General features: G+C 50.7%; 14 protein-coding genes. 4 read left to right on the top strand and 10 right to left on the bottom strand.

What is annotated here, in order from left to right; translation table 11 throughout:
- Positions 1-7 precede the first annotated feature (7 nt).
- The 5 genes from IG82_RS0101355 to rpsP all read right to left on the bottom strand — a co-directional run bounded on the left by IG82_RS0101355 (position 8) and on the right by rpsP (position 3,457).
- Positions 8-790, bottom strand: a complete 783-nt coding sequence (locus IG82_RS0101355; protein ID WP_135958219.1) for a succinate dehydrogenase iron-sulfur subunit — start codon at positions 788-790, stop codon at positions 8-10.
- A gap of 50 nt (positions 791-840) precedes the next feature.
- The gene (gene rplS, locus IG82_RS0101350; protein ID WP_082191995.1) at positions 841-1,356 is read right to left on the bottom strand and encodes a 50S ribosomal protein L19; all 516 of its coding nucleotides are present in this window, start codon (positions 1,354-1,356) and stop codon (positions 841-843) included.
- A 20-nt stretch (positions 1,357-1,376) separates the two neighbouring features.
- Complete coding sequence (trmD, locus tag IG82_RS0101345; RefSeq protein WP_031933881.1) at positions 1,377-2,141, bottom strand: tRNA (guanine(37)-N(1))-methyltransferase; 765 nt, start codon at positions 2,139-2,141, stop codon at positions 1,377-1,379.
- 12 nt (positions 2,142-2,153) lie between these two features.
- Positions 2,154-2,720: a ribosome maturation factor RimM gene (rimM, locus tag IG82_RS0101340; protein WP_156095288.1), complete on the bottom strand. Its 567-nt coding sequence runs from the start codon at positions 2,718-2,720 to the stop codon at positions 2,154-2,156.
- A 122-nt stretch (positions 2,721-2,842) separates the two neighbouring features.
- Positions 2,843-3,457 (bottom strand): 30S ribosomal protein S16, encoded by a 615-nt coding sequence (gene rpsP, locus IG82_RS07355; protein WP_082191994.1) that lies wholly within the window; start codon positions 3,455-3,457, stop codon positions 2,843-2,845.
- Positions 3,458-3,823: 366 nt separating this feature from the next.
- Here rpsP and uvrC point away from each other — a divergent pair, with 366 nt between their 5' ends.
- Genes uvrC through IG82_RS0101305 form a run of 3 tightly spaced genes read left to right on the top strand, consistent with a single transcriptional unit; the run spans position 3,824 to position 6,962 of the window.
- Positions 3,824-5,680, top strand: a complete 1,857-nt coding sequence (gene uvrC, locus IG82_RS0101320; RefSeq protein WP_052545579.1) for an excinuclease ABC subunit UvrC — start codon at positions 3,824-3,826, stop codon at positions 5,678-5,680.
- Positions 5,681-5,698: 18 nt separating this feature from the next.
- The gene (gene pgsA / locus IG82_RS0101315; protein WP_052545578.1) at positions 5,699-6,337 is read left to right on the top strand and encodes a CDP-diacylglycerol--glycerol-3-phosphate 3-phosphatidyltransferase; all 639 of its coding nucleotides are present in this window, start codon (positions 5,699-5,701) and stop codon (positions 6,335-6,337) included.
- Positions 6,338-6,344: 7 nt separating this feature from the next.
- Complete coding sequence (locus tag IG82_RS0101305; RefSeq protein WP_052545576.1) at positions 6,345-6,962, top strand: LysE family translocator; 618 nt, start codon at positions 6,345-6,347, stop codon at positions 6,960-6,962.
- A 90-nt stretch (positions 6,963-7,052) separates the two neighbouring features.
- Here IG82_RS0101305 and yidC read toward each other — a convergent pair whose 3' ends face one another.
- A complete protein-coding gene (gene yidC / locus IG82_RS0101300; RefSeq protein WP_031933875.1) occupies positions 7,053-8,735 on the bottom strand; it encodes a membrane protein insertase YidC in 1,683 nt (560 codons plus the stop codon).
- A gap of 220 nt (positions 8,736-8,955) precedes the next feature.
- On the opposite strand from yidC, the gene IG82_RS0101290 reads away from it, so the two are divergent.
- Positions 8,956-10,248, top strand: coding sequence for an MFS transporter (locus IG82_RS0101290; protein WP_031933874.1), 1,293 nt, complete (start codon positions 8,956-8,958; stop codon positions 10,246-10,248).
- Here IG82_RS0101290 and IG82_RS0101285 read toward each other — a convergent pair.
- From IG82_RS0101285 to hslV, 4 genes are read right to left on the bottom strand one after another with little or no spacing between them, the layout of a single operon-like run.
- Positions 10,193-10,468 carry an exodeoxyribonuclease VII small subunit gene (locus tag IG82_RS0101285; protein WP_216476117.1) on the bottom strand — a complete coding sequence of 92 codons (276 nt, stop codon included), beginning with the start codon at positions 10,466-10,468 and terminating at the stop codon, positions 10,193-10,195. The two genes, IG82_RS0101290 and IG82_RS0101285, sit on opposite strands and share 56 nt — an antisense overlap.
- Entirely contained in the window at positions 10,465-12,228 is a 1,764-nt protein-coding gene (locus tag IG82_RS06815; RefSeq protein ID WP_052545574.1) for a M24 family metallopeptidase, read from the bottom strand. Before IG82_RS06815 ends, IG82_RS0101285 begins: the two co-directional genes overlap by 4 nt.
- Before the next feature lie 6 nt (positions 12,229-12,234).
- Positions 12,235-13,590 (bottom strand): ATP-dependent protease ATPase subunit HslU, encoded by a 1,356-nt coding sequence (gene hslU / locus IG82_RS0101275; RefSeq protein WP_052545571.1) that lies wholly within the window; start codon positions 13,588-13,590, stop codon positions 12,235-12,237.
- Positions 13,587-14,138, bottom strand: a complete 552-nt coding sequence (gene hslV, locus IG82_RS0101270; RefSeq protein ID WP_031933870.1) for an ATP-dependent protease subunit HslV — start codon at positions 14,136-14,138, stop codon at positions 13,587-13,589. Before hslV ends, hslU begins: the two co-directional genes overlap by 4 nt.
- Positions 14,139-14,268: the final 130 nt, after the last annotated feature.

Here is a 14,268-nt window from a genome sequence, read left to right as displayed (position 1 = left end):
AGACTGTTTAGGTTTTCGTGTCCGTAGCCAGTTGTTTTTTAATGCCGGCAATGGCCTTGGCCGGGTTTAACCCCTTAGGGCATGCCTTGGCGCAATTAAGGATAGTGTGACAGCGATAGAGCGAAAAGGGCCCCTCCACATGATCTAAGCGTTTCGTCTCAGCCTCATCACGGCTGTCATGAATCCATCGCGCCGCTTGCAAAAGCGCCGCAGGGCCCAGATATTGATCGCCATTCCACCAATAGCTAGGACAACTGGTGGAGCAGCAAAAGCACAAAACACACTCCCACAATCCATCAAGTTTTTCGCGCGCTTCTGGAGATTGCGTCACCTCTTTTCCTTCAGGATAGGTTGTGCGCTGCATCCAGGGTTTGAGTTCGGCATACTGCTTGAACGCATGGCTCAAGTCAGGCACCAAATCCTTGATCACGGGCTGGTGCGGAAGGGGGTAAATCGTCAGCATCTTGCGCGTGCCCACAGGATCGATACAGGCTAATTTATTTTCGCCATTGATGTTCATGGCGCACGAGCCGCACACCCCTTCCCGACACGAGCGCCGAAAGGTAAGGCTGGGGTCAATATGACCTTTGATATGCATCAGCACATCCAGCACCATGGGGCCTACATCACTTCTGTCGAGACATATTTTATCCAAGGAGGGCTCTTTATCCACGCTAGGCTGAAAGCGATACACAAACACCGTCAACACATCTGAAGAGGCAAGCGACGCATGGTCTAACACCTTGCCCTTCCGTGGATAGATACGCGGCAACCACTTTTTTGGGGTCATACGGGTTTGTGGCATGGTTTCTTTCCCCCCACCCTCACATCACACGCAATCTATGAAGACGAAGTTTTCTGCGTTGTGTCTTTAACGGTCGCCCCTTGAGATGCTTTGATAGAAGAGGCAGCTTTATCAGCAGACGCTTTTGCAGGAACTGGCGTCTTCGCAGCGTCACTCACCGATGCGGATGAGGCCTTGCGTGCGTTTTTTTCGGAAAAATATTTTTTCTCCTTAATGCGTGCCCGCTTGCCTTGACGATCCCGCAGATAATACAACTTGGCCCGGCGCACGACACCTTCGCGCAGACGCTCAATGGTGATGAGCGGAGAATAGAGCGGAAAAACACGCTCCACACCCTCACCGGCTAAAATTTTGCGCATCCGGAAGGATGAATGAATGCAGCGATTTTTGCGCCCAATGCACAACCCCTCAAAGGCTTGAAGCCTTTCCTTGTTGCCTTCCTTAATCTTCACCTGAACACGCAACGTATCACCAGGGCGAAAAGCTGGGATGTTGCCATGCCCGGGAAGGGCCTCACGGGTACGTTTTGCAAATTCTTGGAGCTGATTCATAACGCCTTGCTTTCTTCACATCAAACACCTTCTTCTCTACCACATTTCACACGTTTCGTCCACCTATCCCACAGATCAGGACGCATTTTTTGTGTTATATGCTCCCGTTCTTGCTGACGCCACACCTGAATGCGCTCGTGATGACCCGAAAGCAGCACCTGGGGCACCTCACGGCCCTGCCACACGCGCGGGCGGGTGTAGTGCGGATATTCTAAGAGCCCGTCTTCAAAAGATTCTTCTGTTAAAGAAGAAGCATTCCCCAACACGCCAGGCAACAGGCGGACCACACTTTCAATCAGCGCCATGGCCGCCACTTCACCGCCCATGAGCACAAAATCACCCAACGACACCTCTTCCACGCTGTGATGGTCAAGCACCCGTTGATCGACCCCTTCAAAACGTCCACATAGCAAAACCAGCGGCCGAGGCTTTGGTGGTGCTGCGCCGCTTCCTTCATGAGGAGATGGTTGCACAGGACGCACCGCTTTTTTGATCCACGCTTGGGTCAAGGTGCGCCCACGCGGTGAAAGGTATATATAGCGGGGATGGGAGACAAGGCGACCCGCATGCGTCAGCGCGTCATCCACCACATGGGGCATCATGACCATGCCTGCGCCGCCACCAAACGCGGGGGCATCCACACTTTTGTGGGTGTCATGGGCAAAATCTCGCATATTCACCAGCGATAGGGTCCAGTGTTTGTCTGTGCGTGCTTTGGCCAACACCCCTTCCCCCAAGGGCCCTGGAAACATAGAAGGATACAGGGTCAACACCACAATATGCATAAGCCAATCACCTCACGATGAGGGTTTAGGGGAAGAACGCGATGGCGGCATGATATCAAAAAAGGTCAGGCCATGGGAGGTCAGGCTTAACGTGCTGTTCTCAAGAGAGATATCTGCTACCACATCAGCGCGAAACGGAACAAACAAAGAAGGGCCGGCCTTGGTTTTTACATCCAGTAAGTCACCCGCCCCAAAATTGTGAACAGACCTGACATGTCCCAAAGGCGCTTTGCTGATGGGGTGAAGCACCGCAAGACTCTCAAGGGCATGATGATAAAACACATCCTCGTCAAGGCCAGGTAAATCTTTTTTGGGAATATAAAGTTTCTTTGTGACCAAAAGGCTTGCCTGCTCACGCGTGCTGCACCCCTCAACCCCCACCAAAAAAAAAGGTCGACCTTGATAGTGCCCCCTGACCGAAAGAGAGCGGGTGTCAAAGGTCAGCAAGGCATCCCCTTGTTTGTCCAGACAAGGATAGGAAAACAGTGCATCGGGAGGTTCTGTAAAACTGTGCACTTTCAATAGCCCCTTAAGACCATGCACCCCCAAGATGCGACCGACGCACACAAGGTCACCCATGCTCACGCCTTTCTGCCGTCTATGCTGAATCGGTTGTTAAGAACGGGATGATGAAAAATGTGACAAAACATAAGGAACAACACCCCCCTCCCTCACCCACAAAAGGGCCATGACGGGTGATTCTATTTCTTGGTGCTTTCACTTTTGCCGGCGTCAGCTCCACTCTTTGTGTCACCTTTTGCAGGCACAGATTCTGTGGCCTTGACGTCAGACTTCACCTCTGAAGAGGGTGATGCTTTTTTTGAATCTTCTTTAACCTCAGCTTTGGGCTCTTTGGCAGGGGCGTCTTTAGGTGTTTCTTTGGGGGCTTCAGAAGAGGGTTCTTCAGCAGGTGTTTTCTTCACAGCTTCCTTCTTCACCGCCTCTTCTTGAGCTGCCGCCGCTTCTTTTGTTTTCTCGGCTTGCTTGGCTTCTTTTTCAGCTTTGCGTTCTAAGGCCTTCTTGCGAGGTGCCGCTTTTTGAGGACGATTGGGTTGCGCTGGTGCAGGAATGATATCTGCCTTGGCCAAAAACAACGCCGCCCGCTCTGTAGGCTTCGCGCCCACGGACAACCAGTGCTCAATACGGTCTTTTTTCAACACCACACGCAAAAGATTGTCTGAAGGAAGGCGTGGATCATAGGTGCCCACCTTCTCCACGAAACGGCCGTCACGCGGGGCTGTGGCCTCCGCCACCACAATGCGATAAAAAGGACGTTTCTTTGTGCCGGCACGGGCCAAACGTATCTTAAGAGCCATAAGTTTTACAAGCCAAATCTAATCATCGGCCCCAGTGTAACCAAGATCACCGCAAACCCCAAGAGAAAAAATGAACCCACACCCTTTTCTCTCTGGCAGCACTTTTGAGCAACGACTCCAGCGACGAACACAAGGCCTGGCCGCAAAAACAGGAAGATGTCATGGCCTTAGGTAGTTTTTCTCGATGAAAATGTGTGCAAACCGAAAAAGACGCCTTTCTCCTATACCCTTGCGTCCTGTGTTGTGCATTTTTTCCACAGGTTTTTCCACAAAAATCGTGGATAGTTTTTAGCCTTTCTTTACCATTGTCTGTTCTTATGTCATCTTTTTTTTACGGCGACGACGCATAAAAAAAGGGCCTTTTTTTTGGAAAAAAAAGAGTTGAAAAATAATTCTATACAAGGTTTTGCCTACCTCAAGCAGCGAGTCACATCCGTTCCTACCACCCCGGGCATTTACCAGATGAAAGATGCCGGGGGCCGGACACTTTACGTGGGGAAAGCTAAAAATCTCTTCAAAAGGGTGTCAAGTTATACACAAAAGACCAGGTTGTCTGTGCGTATACAACGGATGGTCTCTTCTGTAACATATCTCGACATTATTCAAACGCGCAATGAGGCTGAAGCCCTGCTGCTGGAGGTGAAGCTGATTCAAAAACACCTGCCTCCTTATAACGTCGTCTTTAGAGATAACAAAAGCTTGCCCCATCTGTGTTTGCATCACAGCACGTGGCCTTATCTGAAGCGCGTGCGTAACACCCAAACATTGTCAAAAAAAGATGTTCTTTTTGGCCCCTTTCCTTCCGCCACATCGGTGTCTCTCACCCAAAATGCGCTCCAACGTGCCTTTATGTTACGCACCTGCACAGATCACACGTTTCAGACACGGACGCGGCCATGTCTTCAGTATCACATCAAACGTTGCAGCGCCCCTTGTGTGGGCAAGATTGACCGCGGGGCCTATTTGGCCTCTGTGCGCGGGGTGAAAAAAGTGTTGCAAGGCAAATCAGGTGATATTCAAAAAACATTGACCCAAACCATGCATAACTTAAGCGCGCAACGGCGCTATGAAGAAGCGGCGCGTGTGCGTAATCGCCTCCATGCCTTGATGGATATTCAGCAAACACAGGCATTGTTTTTGTCAAATGCCACCTCCACCGATATCATCGGCATTCGGGCAGATGCGTCTGCCTTTGGGTTTTATTGGCTTTTTTTTCGTCAAGGACAATTGTTGGGCGGCACATTCCTCAAAGCCCCACGCCAAGATGATGCGTCAACGCACATCCCCCCTACCACCTTTTGGCAGCTGTTAGTGCAATTTTATCAAAAAAATCCCCTCCCTGCCCAGGTCATCACACCAGATGTCCCAGAGGGCGCTGCTCTTTTTAAAAGCGCCATGGCTGCCTTGGGCACCACCGATATCCGCCCGCCCCAGAATCGCCAAGAGCGTGAGCTGTGTGACCAGGCCATCACCAATGCACAAGAGTCACTCACCCGGCATCACCACCACATGCAAGGGATCGCCGACTGTCTTCATGTGCTGCAAGATCACTTGGGCCTTGCCCGCCCTATAAGTCGTATTGATGTGTTTGATAACAGCCATCTTCAGGGACGTCATGCCTATGGTGCCATGATTGTGGCCACACCGGAAGGCTTTAAAAAATCTGCCTACCGGCGCTTTTCTTTTGACCCCACGGTTAATACGCAAGACGATTATCAGATGATGGATCACGTGCTCACACGCCATTTTCACCACATCAGCCATGCACCGCAAGAAGCACCGGATCTGATTATCATTGATGGGGGGCGCGGTCATTATCACCAAGCAGAGAAAACGTTAGCACGTTTTCCTCACCTGTCTATCTCTATCCTGACCATCGCCAAGGGACCTGATCGTGGGCGATGGAAAGAAACCTTTCACACCGCTCAGGGTGTGTGGTCTTTGACGCCGGACACCCCACTTTACACCTATCTTCAGCGCCTGCGTGATGAGGCCCATACCTTTGCCATCACGTCTCACCGTAAGCGACGGACGAAAGAGATGATCACCTCTTCCTTTTCCTCACTGCCGTGGGTTGGAAGCAAGAAGTCTAAAGTTTTACGTGATACATTTGGCTCTATGGCCGCCTTACGGCGAGCCACCTGTGAGCAAATTGCCCACCTACCAGGCTTTTCAAAAATTCTTTCCCAAAAAATCTATGAATACTTGAAAAAAAATGATTAGATAATCACAAAGGAGAAAATGGAGGCTGTGAGCATGTCTTGTCCATTACGCAAAACGCCTCTTGCTGGCACAGGGAGACCCCTTGCCAAACCCTCTTTTTCTGTTCTCTCTTTGCCCAATATGTTGACCTTTTTTCGCCTTGGATGCGCATTTGTGATCTTAGGCCTCTGCTTTGTTCATCAACCGTGGTCTTTGTGGGCGCGTAATATTCTTTTTGCTGTGGCGGCCCTCACAGATTTTTTCGATGGTTATTTTGCCCGTCTCTATAACCAAATTTCACGGTTGGGACGTCTCTTAGATCCATTGGCAGACAAATTGTTGGTTGTGCCGATGCTGTTGATTTTTGTGGACCAAGGTAAAATTGATGGCTTTTACCTGATCCCGGCGCTTGTCATTGTGGCACGTGAACTGGCAGCGCCTACCCTTAAAGAGCGTTATATGGAAATGACTCACACAGCCTTACATGTGCCGCTGCTTGCAAAGTGGAAAACAGCCGTTGAGATGATGACCATCGCCATCTTGATGGCCACAGACCTTGTACATATACCCATGCGACATAGCCTCCATACACTAGGGCTGTGGGTGATGTGCGTGGCGGCTTTTTTAGGTGTTGCTAGTTTTTATAGTTATTGCAGATGTATTCGCCGTAAGCTCTGACGTTTCTATGCTGCTTGACCTGGTGAACGCTTTTGTGATCGGCATTCTTGTCTCAGCGCCCGTAGGTGCAGCAACCCTTTTTATTTCTTATTTCACACTCAAGCGTCAATGGGTGCAGGTGGGGTCCTTAGCCTTAGGCGTGAGTGTGGCAGATGGGGTGATCGCCTTGATGGCCTCTTTGGGCGCTAAAGTGGTTGAGCAGTGGGTGCCTGCCCCTTCCCCTCATATGTATGGCGTGATAGGCGTGTTACTCATCTGTTTTGCCCTCTATCTATGGCACAAGCCGCCGCAACACAGCGTGGCTCAAAAAAAGCAGCGTCCTTTCTTCGCCTTTATCTCAGGGTTTTCTCTTACCATCCTCAACCCCCTCACCGCAGGCGCCTTGGTGGTGCTCTTTTCTCTGTTTAACCTTTCCTTTCATGGCGGTGCGCTACACCATGGGCTTCTTATTCTCTCTCTATTTTTAGGGTCCTGCACGTGGTGGTGTTTTCTTGCGGCCAGCATATTCTTCATGACCCAAAAAAACCCCCACAATCTTGAAAAGATTAATCGGGCACTGGCCATCATTGTCTTGGTGCTCGCTCTATACGCCCTGACCAAAGGGATGGCGCCCTTCTTCTTTTGATCGCCGACTTTATCGTCTTCTTCTCTTTCTTTGGACGCTTTAGCGCCAGGCCCTCTTAATGGGCAACCTGGGCTGGTCAAGCCGTGGCCCTTAGGCTTGGGCTGCACTGCGTGTGATCATCCACTGCTGCCCCACCGACAGCAAGTTGTTCCATGTCCAAAAAATGACCAAACCGGCAGCCAGTTGGCCGAACATGAAGGTAAAAATGATAGGCATGCCATAGAGAAACATGTTTTTCTGCACAGGGTCCGCCGGAGGAGGCGACAGCTTTTGCTGCAAAAACATACTCAGCCCCATCAACAAAGGCCATACGCCTAAGTGAAGAAATCCGGGCAACGTGATAGGCAGCAACCCAAACAGCGTGAAAAGATTGGTAGGGTCAGGCGCAGAGAGGTCTTGAATCCAGCCCCAAAAAGGCGCATGGCGCATTTCGATGCTCACCGACAACACTTTGTAGAGCGCAAAGAAAAATGGAAACTGCAAAAACATGGGCAAACAGCCCGAAATCGGATTCACCTTCTCCCGTTTATAAAGAGCCATCACCTCAGCGCTCATGCGCTGCGGATCACTTTTATAACGCTTTTTCAGCTCTTCCAGCTTAGGCGTCAAAAGCTTCATGCGGGTCATGGAGCGATAGGATTTATTTGCCAGAGGAAAGAAAATGATTTTCAGCAAAATGGTGAACAACAGCAACGCTAATCCAAAATTTCCCGTCCACGTTTTCAGCCATGACAAGACATGAAAGGTGGGTTTCGTCAGAAAATAGAACCACCCAAAATCCACCGCTAAATCAAAGTGCTTAATGTTTTGGGATGTTTCATAACCATCAAGTACCTTAAGCACCTTAGCGCCCACAAAAAGGCGCGATGACAGGTCTTGCGTCTGACCCGGCATCACCACCATAGATGGCGTGGCAAAAGACGCCGACACAGGCACGCGGGCGGCTGCGTTTTGCTGAAAAACAGGCGTCACCACTTGATAAGGGGCAAAGGCCACCAACCAATATTTATCGGTAATCCCCAACCACCCTTTGGTGGGTGATTCCTGGATAAGGCCTTTGGTCTTCAGTTTGTCATAAGAAAACTCTTGCAGGCCCTCATGAAAAAAGCCAATGGGCCCTTCATGGGCCATCATTTGATTCTCCAAGACAGGCTCGGTCCGATGAATATCACCACGCAACGTCACAGACACAGGTTGCGCTCCCTCGTTTTTCACCCGATAACGCACAAAAAACATGCCCGTATCATCAATAGCAAAGGTTTTTTGCAAAGAAAGGCTGCCATAAGCAAGTGACAATGTCACGGGGGTGGCGGGGGTCAACTTGCCCTCACCTTCCACACGCCACAAGGCATCCTCGGGCGGCACACGCACGGCGTCACTGCCCTCCCCCACCAACGTCCATGCGGCATAATAGGCTTGATCAGTGTTTTGAGGGGCCAATAATCGAATGGAAGGGCTGTCTTTTTTGAGCGTACAGCGATAGTTTTTGAGCACCACGTCATCAAGCACGCCGCCCACAAGGTTGATAGATCCCTGAATGGAAGGGCTGTCAATCGGCACACGCGCCCCACCTTCTAAGGCCTTGGACACAGGCAACACAGACGCTTCTTTTGTTGCACTCCCCCCCGGCATAAGCGAAGAAGGTGTTGGAGATGTCTCGCATGCAGGATCTTGAGGCGTGGTACGGAAAAAGCTGAGGATATAATCGCCCCCCATCAAAATGACGATACACAAAGCGCCCAAAAGCAATAACCTGCGCAAATCATCTCCCATTATGCTTCTCCTTTTATCCCGTGAAGTGTTTGGTGGGTGTGCCAACCTATGTCAACCTTAACAAGAACCGCTCTTTCTGTCATGCCTCTTCTTACGCCTTATTTTATCGTCTAAAAATATCGGTTCTTGCTCCTTATTATGGTATCGTGCCTCATAAAAACAAACACATCAATGCATGCCAGCTGACCTTATAGCAACTTAGGATAAATGTGAGAACGATATGCACACCAGCGCTTCCTCAAGGCATCGCCTTTTTTTATGTCTCACCAGCCTTTTTGACCATTTTGACACGGCACTTTATGGCTTTTTAGCACCCATTTTGGCACCCTTGTTTTTTTCCTATGAAACCCCGTTAATGAATCTTATGGCCACCTATGGCGTGCTTTCCATTGGGGTTGTGTTCAGGCCCTTGGGTGTGATGGCTGCCTATCGTGCCTGCCAGCACTGGGGCGTGGATGCGGCCCTTACCTTCTCATTGTGGATGATGACCCTAGCCATGATGGGCATGAGTCTTGTGCCTACAGCCGGCGTGTGGGGCATGGGTGCACCCCTTGCGCTTATTTGCCTGAGAGGCGTGCTTGATATGAGCGTGTCTTGGGAACGCAGCTTGTCGAAACTCTACCTCCTGGAATGCACACCCCAAGGGCATCATTTATGGTGGTCTGCGTTGTATGAGGGTTGTTCTTTGGTAGGGATGTTTTTGGCTGCCATGGCTGTGTTTGTGTCACAAAACCATCACGTGTCATGGCGCTGGCTTTTTGTTGCGGGAGGGCTGTTGGCGCTGTGGCTCGCCCTACAAAGACACACCCACACAACCGCGAAGAAACGGCATGTCATACCGGCACCTGTGGCCTCTCGCAACCTTCTTTACCTTTTATGGCAAAAAAAGAACCCCCTCACACGCATTGCCTTGGCGCAAGGGTTTGCCTATGGCACCTATGTGATGCCCTTTGTGTTTTTCGCGGTCACCTTACCCACACTGTGTGGCGCTATGAACCTTACCTGGGAAGGATATACGCCCGCGCAACTTTCCTTTTTGTATGGGTTTGATTTTCTGTGCCTCTTGGGATTGGGATGGCGGTGCCGACATCAAAAGCCTCACAACCTTTTGTGGATTTCATCGTGCGTGCTTGGCCTGTCTGTGATCCCTCTATTCTTAGGTATGCAGAGGTGGACATCGTTCTTTGTGATGGGGAGCGCGCTGTGGATTGTATTTTGGGGGGTTCTTTTTACCATCGCGCTTACGCCATGGATCACAACCTGTATCCCGCCCAGCGCTGAACGCTATCTTTTGGTGGGTCTCAGCAAAGCTGTGGGCAGCAGCGTCATCGGCCGGAATATGATCACATGGTCACTTATTGGCTATCATCTCACCCATCACATTGTTGGTGCCGGGCTCCCTCTGGCCGTTTTGGGCCTTATCAATGCGTTTCAATTCACGCGCCACCAGAAGATCTTTACGAAGATGAAGGCACCTCAAAAGGTTCTTGAACGATCTCACCCTCTGAGGTAAGCGAAAGCTTCTCAATACGCAAACGCGCGCCCTCCAGCTGCTGGCTGCAGCGCTTTTGAAGCGCCATACCCCGCTCATAAAGAGAAACGGCTTCTTCAAGGCTCACACGCCCCTCTTCCATTTGCGTCACAATCGCTTCAAGCTCTTTAAGCCCTTGCTCAAAAGAAAGATCCACCTCCTCTGCATGCGCAGGCATAGGCTTGTCTATAGGATGGTTCATGAAAGAATCTCCAAGGGTGATGTTTTTGCCTGAAGCCAGTTTTGCAAAGAAGTCTCACCAAGTAAAGGCGAAATCGTGTCAAACACCGTGTCATGATAGTGATTCATCCAGGCCATTTCTGCAGGTGTGAGCGCGCGCAGATCAATCAAACGATAATCAAACGGCACCAGCGTCAATACATCAAAAGTCAAAAATCCCTTCAAGGGAGCGGTCACCACCGCCATCATATTTTCAAGGCGCATCCCAAAGGCCCCTTCTCGGTAATAGCCAGGCTCACAGGTGACCGTCATGCCTGGTTTAAGGGCTATGCCATCATCACGCCCACTTAAAGTGGGGGGCTCGTGCACATTTAAAAAATACCCCACCCCATGGCCGGTGGCGTGGGCATAGTCAAGCCCTTCTTGCCACAAAAACTGTCTGGCCAAAGCTTCTAAGTGGACACCGCGGGTTTTTTCAGGAAACACAGCACACGTATGGGCGATCATGCCCTTAAGCACGCGGGTATAGGCCGCCGAGATATAAGGGTCATGCATATCCCCCAAAGCCACTGTGCGCGTTGTGTCGGTGGTGCCCCCCGGCCAATAGTGCCCCCCCGCATCCACCAACAATATCTGCCCCGGGGCCAGCGGCGCCGCTTGATCTTGCTTAGGGTGATAATGCACAAAAGCCCCATTCACACCCGTAGAAGCAATGGTAGGGAAACTGGGGCCCTTATAAGAGCGATGTTCTTGGCGAATCTCTTCCAGGCGACTGACGATGTCCCACTCTGTCAAAGGTTCTGCGGCAGACATGGCCTTGTCAATATCAAAAAAAAGACGGCTGAACGCCACACCCTCCTTTTGTTGCACCTGTTTCAGATGGGCAAGCTCTGTTTCTGTTTTGATGATTTGAAGCGGCGTGATGGGATTGGCAATGCTGCGCGTAGGGCGCTTATCTTGGATCACAAGTCGCCACACCTCATAGGGTGTTTTCTCTGGCACATACACCAAAGACGACATATCCATAATGGATGTAAACGTAGCCTCAAAATCATCTATGGGAAGAAGCGAAGCCCAGGGCGACACATAGGCCCTCACATCATCCGACACGCAAGACAGGTCGCACCATAAGAAAAAGCTGGTCTTTGACAAAAGACCATACATGTTCGTGGCTGGCACATAAGAAGGTGTTTGTTGTCTCAACCCCACAAGCCACGAAAGCGACACACAGTCACCGCAAAACAACGCCTCATCATCAGCCAGACTATCCCGGATTTTCATACAGGAACGCAGCACGGATGCGTCTGACTTATCTAAGACATAGATATTTCCTGGCGATAGGGAGGGTTGTGTCTTTTTTTCAAATACATCATATGAGGCCCCCACAAACTCAAGATGGGGCAAGAGTTGACTCAGCTTGTTAAACAAGGCAACAGATACACGCCATGGGTCAAAAATGATGGTGGCTTGTTGAGGAAAGGTTTGCGCCAGCAAGCTTTCAAGGGATGTATCTTGTTGGTCCAACACGCGCACACTCGGCAACACCTTGTCTTTGGCATAGGCGGTATAGCGGGCATCGGTGATCAAGTCTACGCCCGTTTTTGTGACAAGCACCGTGGCCGATGAACCATCAAACCCCGTAAGCCACTGGATAGGTGAGGCTTGTTCGCCATAAAGGGGTTGAAAAAAACGATCCACGCCTGTCACCACAATCGCATCGCCTTGAAGTTGCTCGAGGCAGTCTTTGGCATAGTCTAAAAGCGATGTAGAGATGGCGACCATAATGACCTAGAGAATAAAACGAGAAAGATCCGTGCTTTTCACCAAAGACCCTACCTTATCTTGCACATAGGCGGCATCAATCAAAACCTGGGTGCCTGCACAAGTGGGGGCGTCAAAACTAATGCTTTCTAAGAGACGTTCCAAAATGGTCTGCAAACGCCGTGCCCCAATGTTTTCTATAGACGCATTCACCTCCGCGGCACAGCTAGCAATTTCTTCAATGCCATCTTCTGCAAACACCAAATCCACCCCTTCGGTTTTTAGAAGCTCTGTGTACTGACGCGTCAGGCTAGCTTCTGGCTCGACCAACACGCGCACAAAATCTTCTTGAGTGAGTGGTTTTAATTCAACCCGCGTGGGCAAACGCCCTTGCAGCTCAGGCAACAAGTCTGAGGGCTTGGCCACATGAAAGGCCCCAGAGGTAATAAATAAAATATGATCTGTTTGCAGCGTGCCGTGCTTGGTGTTGATGGTGGTCCCCTCCAACAAAGGCAATAAATCGCGCTGCACACCCTCGCGGCTTACATCACCGCCGGCGCGGTTGCTGCGGCCACAAATTTTGTCAATTTCATCAATAAAGACAATACCGTTTTCCTCGGTCAGGCGAATGGCTTCGCGCACGGCCTTTTCTTGGTCCAAAAGTTTTTCGCTTTCCTCTTGAAAAAAAAGGGACTTCGCCTCTTTGACGGTGGTTCTTAAGGTTTTGGTGCGCCCACCCCCCAAGGTTTTTCCCAACACATCGCTGATATTAATCATCCCCATTTGTGCGCCTGGCACGCCCGGAATATCAAATGTGGGCATCCCTGATGTGCCATGATCGGCCACCTGAATATCCACCTCTTTGGTATCGATCTCCCCATGTGCCAGTTTGTCTAAAAACGATTGCCGCGTTTCTTGGCTGGCATCCTTGCCTACCAACACATCCAGCAACCGGTGGGAGGCGTTTTTTTGGGCCGTCGCTTCTACGTCCGCACGCATTTTTTCTTTGGTTTGTTCGATGGCGATTTCGAGAAGATCGCGCCCAATTTGTTCTACATCGCGGCCCATATAGCCCACTTCTGTGAATTTTGTGGCTTCCACCTTTAAAAAGGGCGCGTCTGTCAGGCGCGCAAGCCTGCGGGCAATGGCCGTCTTCCCACACCCCGTGGGTCCGATCATGATAATATGTTTGGGAGAAACTTCATGACGCAAATCATCAGCCAACTGCAACCGGCGCCAGCGATTGCGCAACGCAATGGCCACAGACCGTTTGGCCTCCTTTTGCCCCACAACATGGCGATCCAGTTGCTCCACAATCTGTTGCGGCGTCAGGCCGCTTGTCACATTTTTTTCAAGGTTAAGCGCGTGTTGCGATGTGTTCATGAGCTAATCTTTTCCATAACAAGATGTGTGTTGGTATAAACACAAATATCAGCGGCAATCTTCATGGCTGTTTTGGCCACCTCTTCAGAAGAAAGCCCCCGCCCCACCAAGGCCCGTGCCGCCGCCTGAGCATAGGTGCCGCCTGAGCCAATGCCAATCAGCCCGTCTTCTGGTTCAAGCACATCCCCCGATCCCGTGAGGATAAACCCGTGTTTATGATTGGCCACGGCCAGCATGGCTTCAAGGCGCCTTAAATAGCGATCAGTGCGCCACTCCTGCGCAAGCTCAACACAAGCCCGCGACAGCTGTTGAGGATACTGCTCCAGTTTTTTCTCTAAGCGTTCAAACAGGGTAAACGCATCGGCCGTGGCCCCAGCAAACCCCACCAAGGCTTTGCCGTCTAGCAAGGCGCGCACCTTAGACGCACTGTGTTTCACAATGGTGTTGCCCAATGAAACCTGGCCGTCCGCTACCATCACAACGTCTTGCTTTTGGCGTACCAACAAGACGGTGGTCCCATACCATATGTCCTTTTGCGTATGAATCAAGGCCTTTCCTCCATGGATGACACGCTTTTGATGGTACGCAATTTTTCTCTACAAAAAAAGCACGCAATGTGCATTTTTTTCACCATACGCCTGTGGCTGCTTGAGGCGCATCACACGCGATAAGACCACT

This window comes from Candidatus Hepatobacter penaei (genome assembly GCF_000742475.1).
Lineage (GTDB): Bacteria > Pseudomonadota > Alphaproteobacteria > Holosporales > Hepatobacteraceae > Hepatobacter > Hepatobacter penaei.
The sequence above is the reverse complement of the archived record's forward strand: the minus strand, read 5'-3'. Positions and strand labels throughout refer to the sequence as shown.

Excerpts from the sequence above, each read along its gene's own strand:
- yidC (WP_031933875.1), bottom strand. The coding sequence starts at position 8,735 with ATGGGAGATGATTTGCGCAGGTTATTGCTTTTGGGCGCTTTGTGTATC.
- IG82_RS0101290 (WP_031933874.1), top strand. The coding sequence starts at position 8,956 with ATGCACACCAGCGCTTCCTCAAGGCATCGCCTTTTTTTATGTCTCACC.
- IG82_RS0101355 (WP_135958219.1), bottom strand. The coding sequence starts at position 790 with ATGACCCCAAAAAAGTGGTTGCCGCGTATCTATCCACGGAAGGGCAAG.
- hslU (WP_052545571.1), bottom strand. The coding sequence starts at position 13,590 with ATGAACACATCGCAACACGCGCTTAACCTTGAAAAAAATGTGACAAGC.
- IG82_RS06815 (WP_052545574.1), bottom strand. The coding sequence starts at position 12,228 with ATGGTCGCCATCTCTACATCGCTTTTAGACTATGCCAAAGACTGCCTC.
- rpsP (WP_082191994.1), bottom strand. The coding sequence starts at position 3,457 with ATGGCTCTTAAGATACGTTTGGCCCGTGCCGGCACAAAGAAACGTCCT.
- pgsA (WP_052545578.1), top strand. The coding sequence starts at position 5,699 with ATGGAGGCTGTGAGCATGTCTTGTCCATTACGCAAAACGCCTCTTGCT.
- IG82_RS0101305 (WP_052545576.1), top strand. The coding sequence starts at position 6,345 with ATGCTGCTTGACCTGGTGAACGCTTTTGTGATCGGCATTCTTGTCTCA.
- rimM (WP_156095288.1), bottom strand. The coding sequence starts at position 2,720 with ATGGGTGACCTTGTGTGCGTCGGTCGCATCTTGGGGGTGCATGGTCTT.
- trmD (WP_031933881.1), bottom strand. The coding sequence starts at position 2,141 with ATGCATATTGTGGTGTTGACCCTGTATCCTTCTATGTTTCCAGGGCCC.
- IG82_RS0101285 (WP_216476117.1), bottom strand. The coding sequence starts at position 10,468 with ATGAACCATCCTATAGACAAGCCTATGCCTGCGCATGCAGAGGAGGTG.
- rplS (WP_082191995.1), bottom strand. The coding sequence starts at position 1,356 with ATGAATCAGCTCCAAGAATTTGCAAAACGTACCCGTGAGGCCCTTCCC.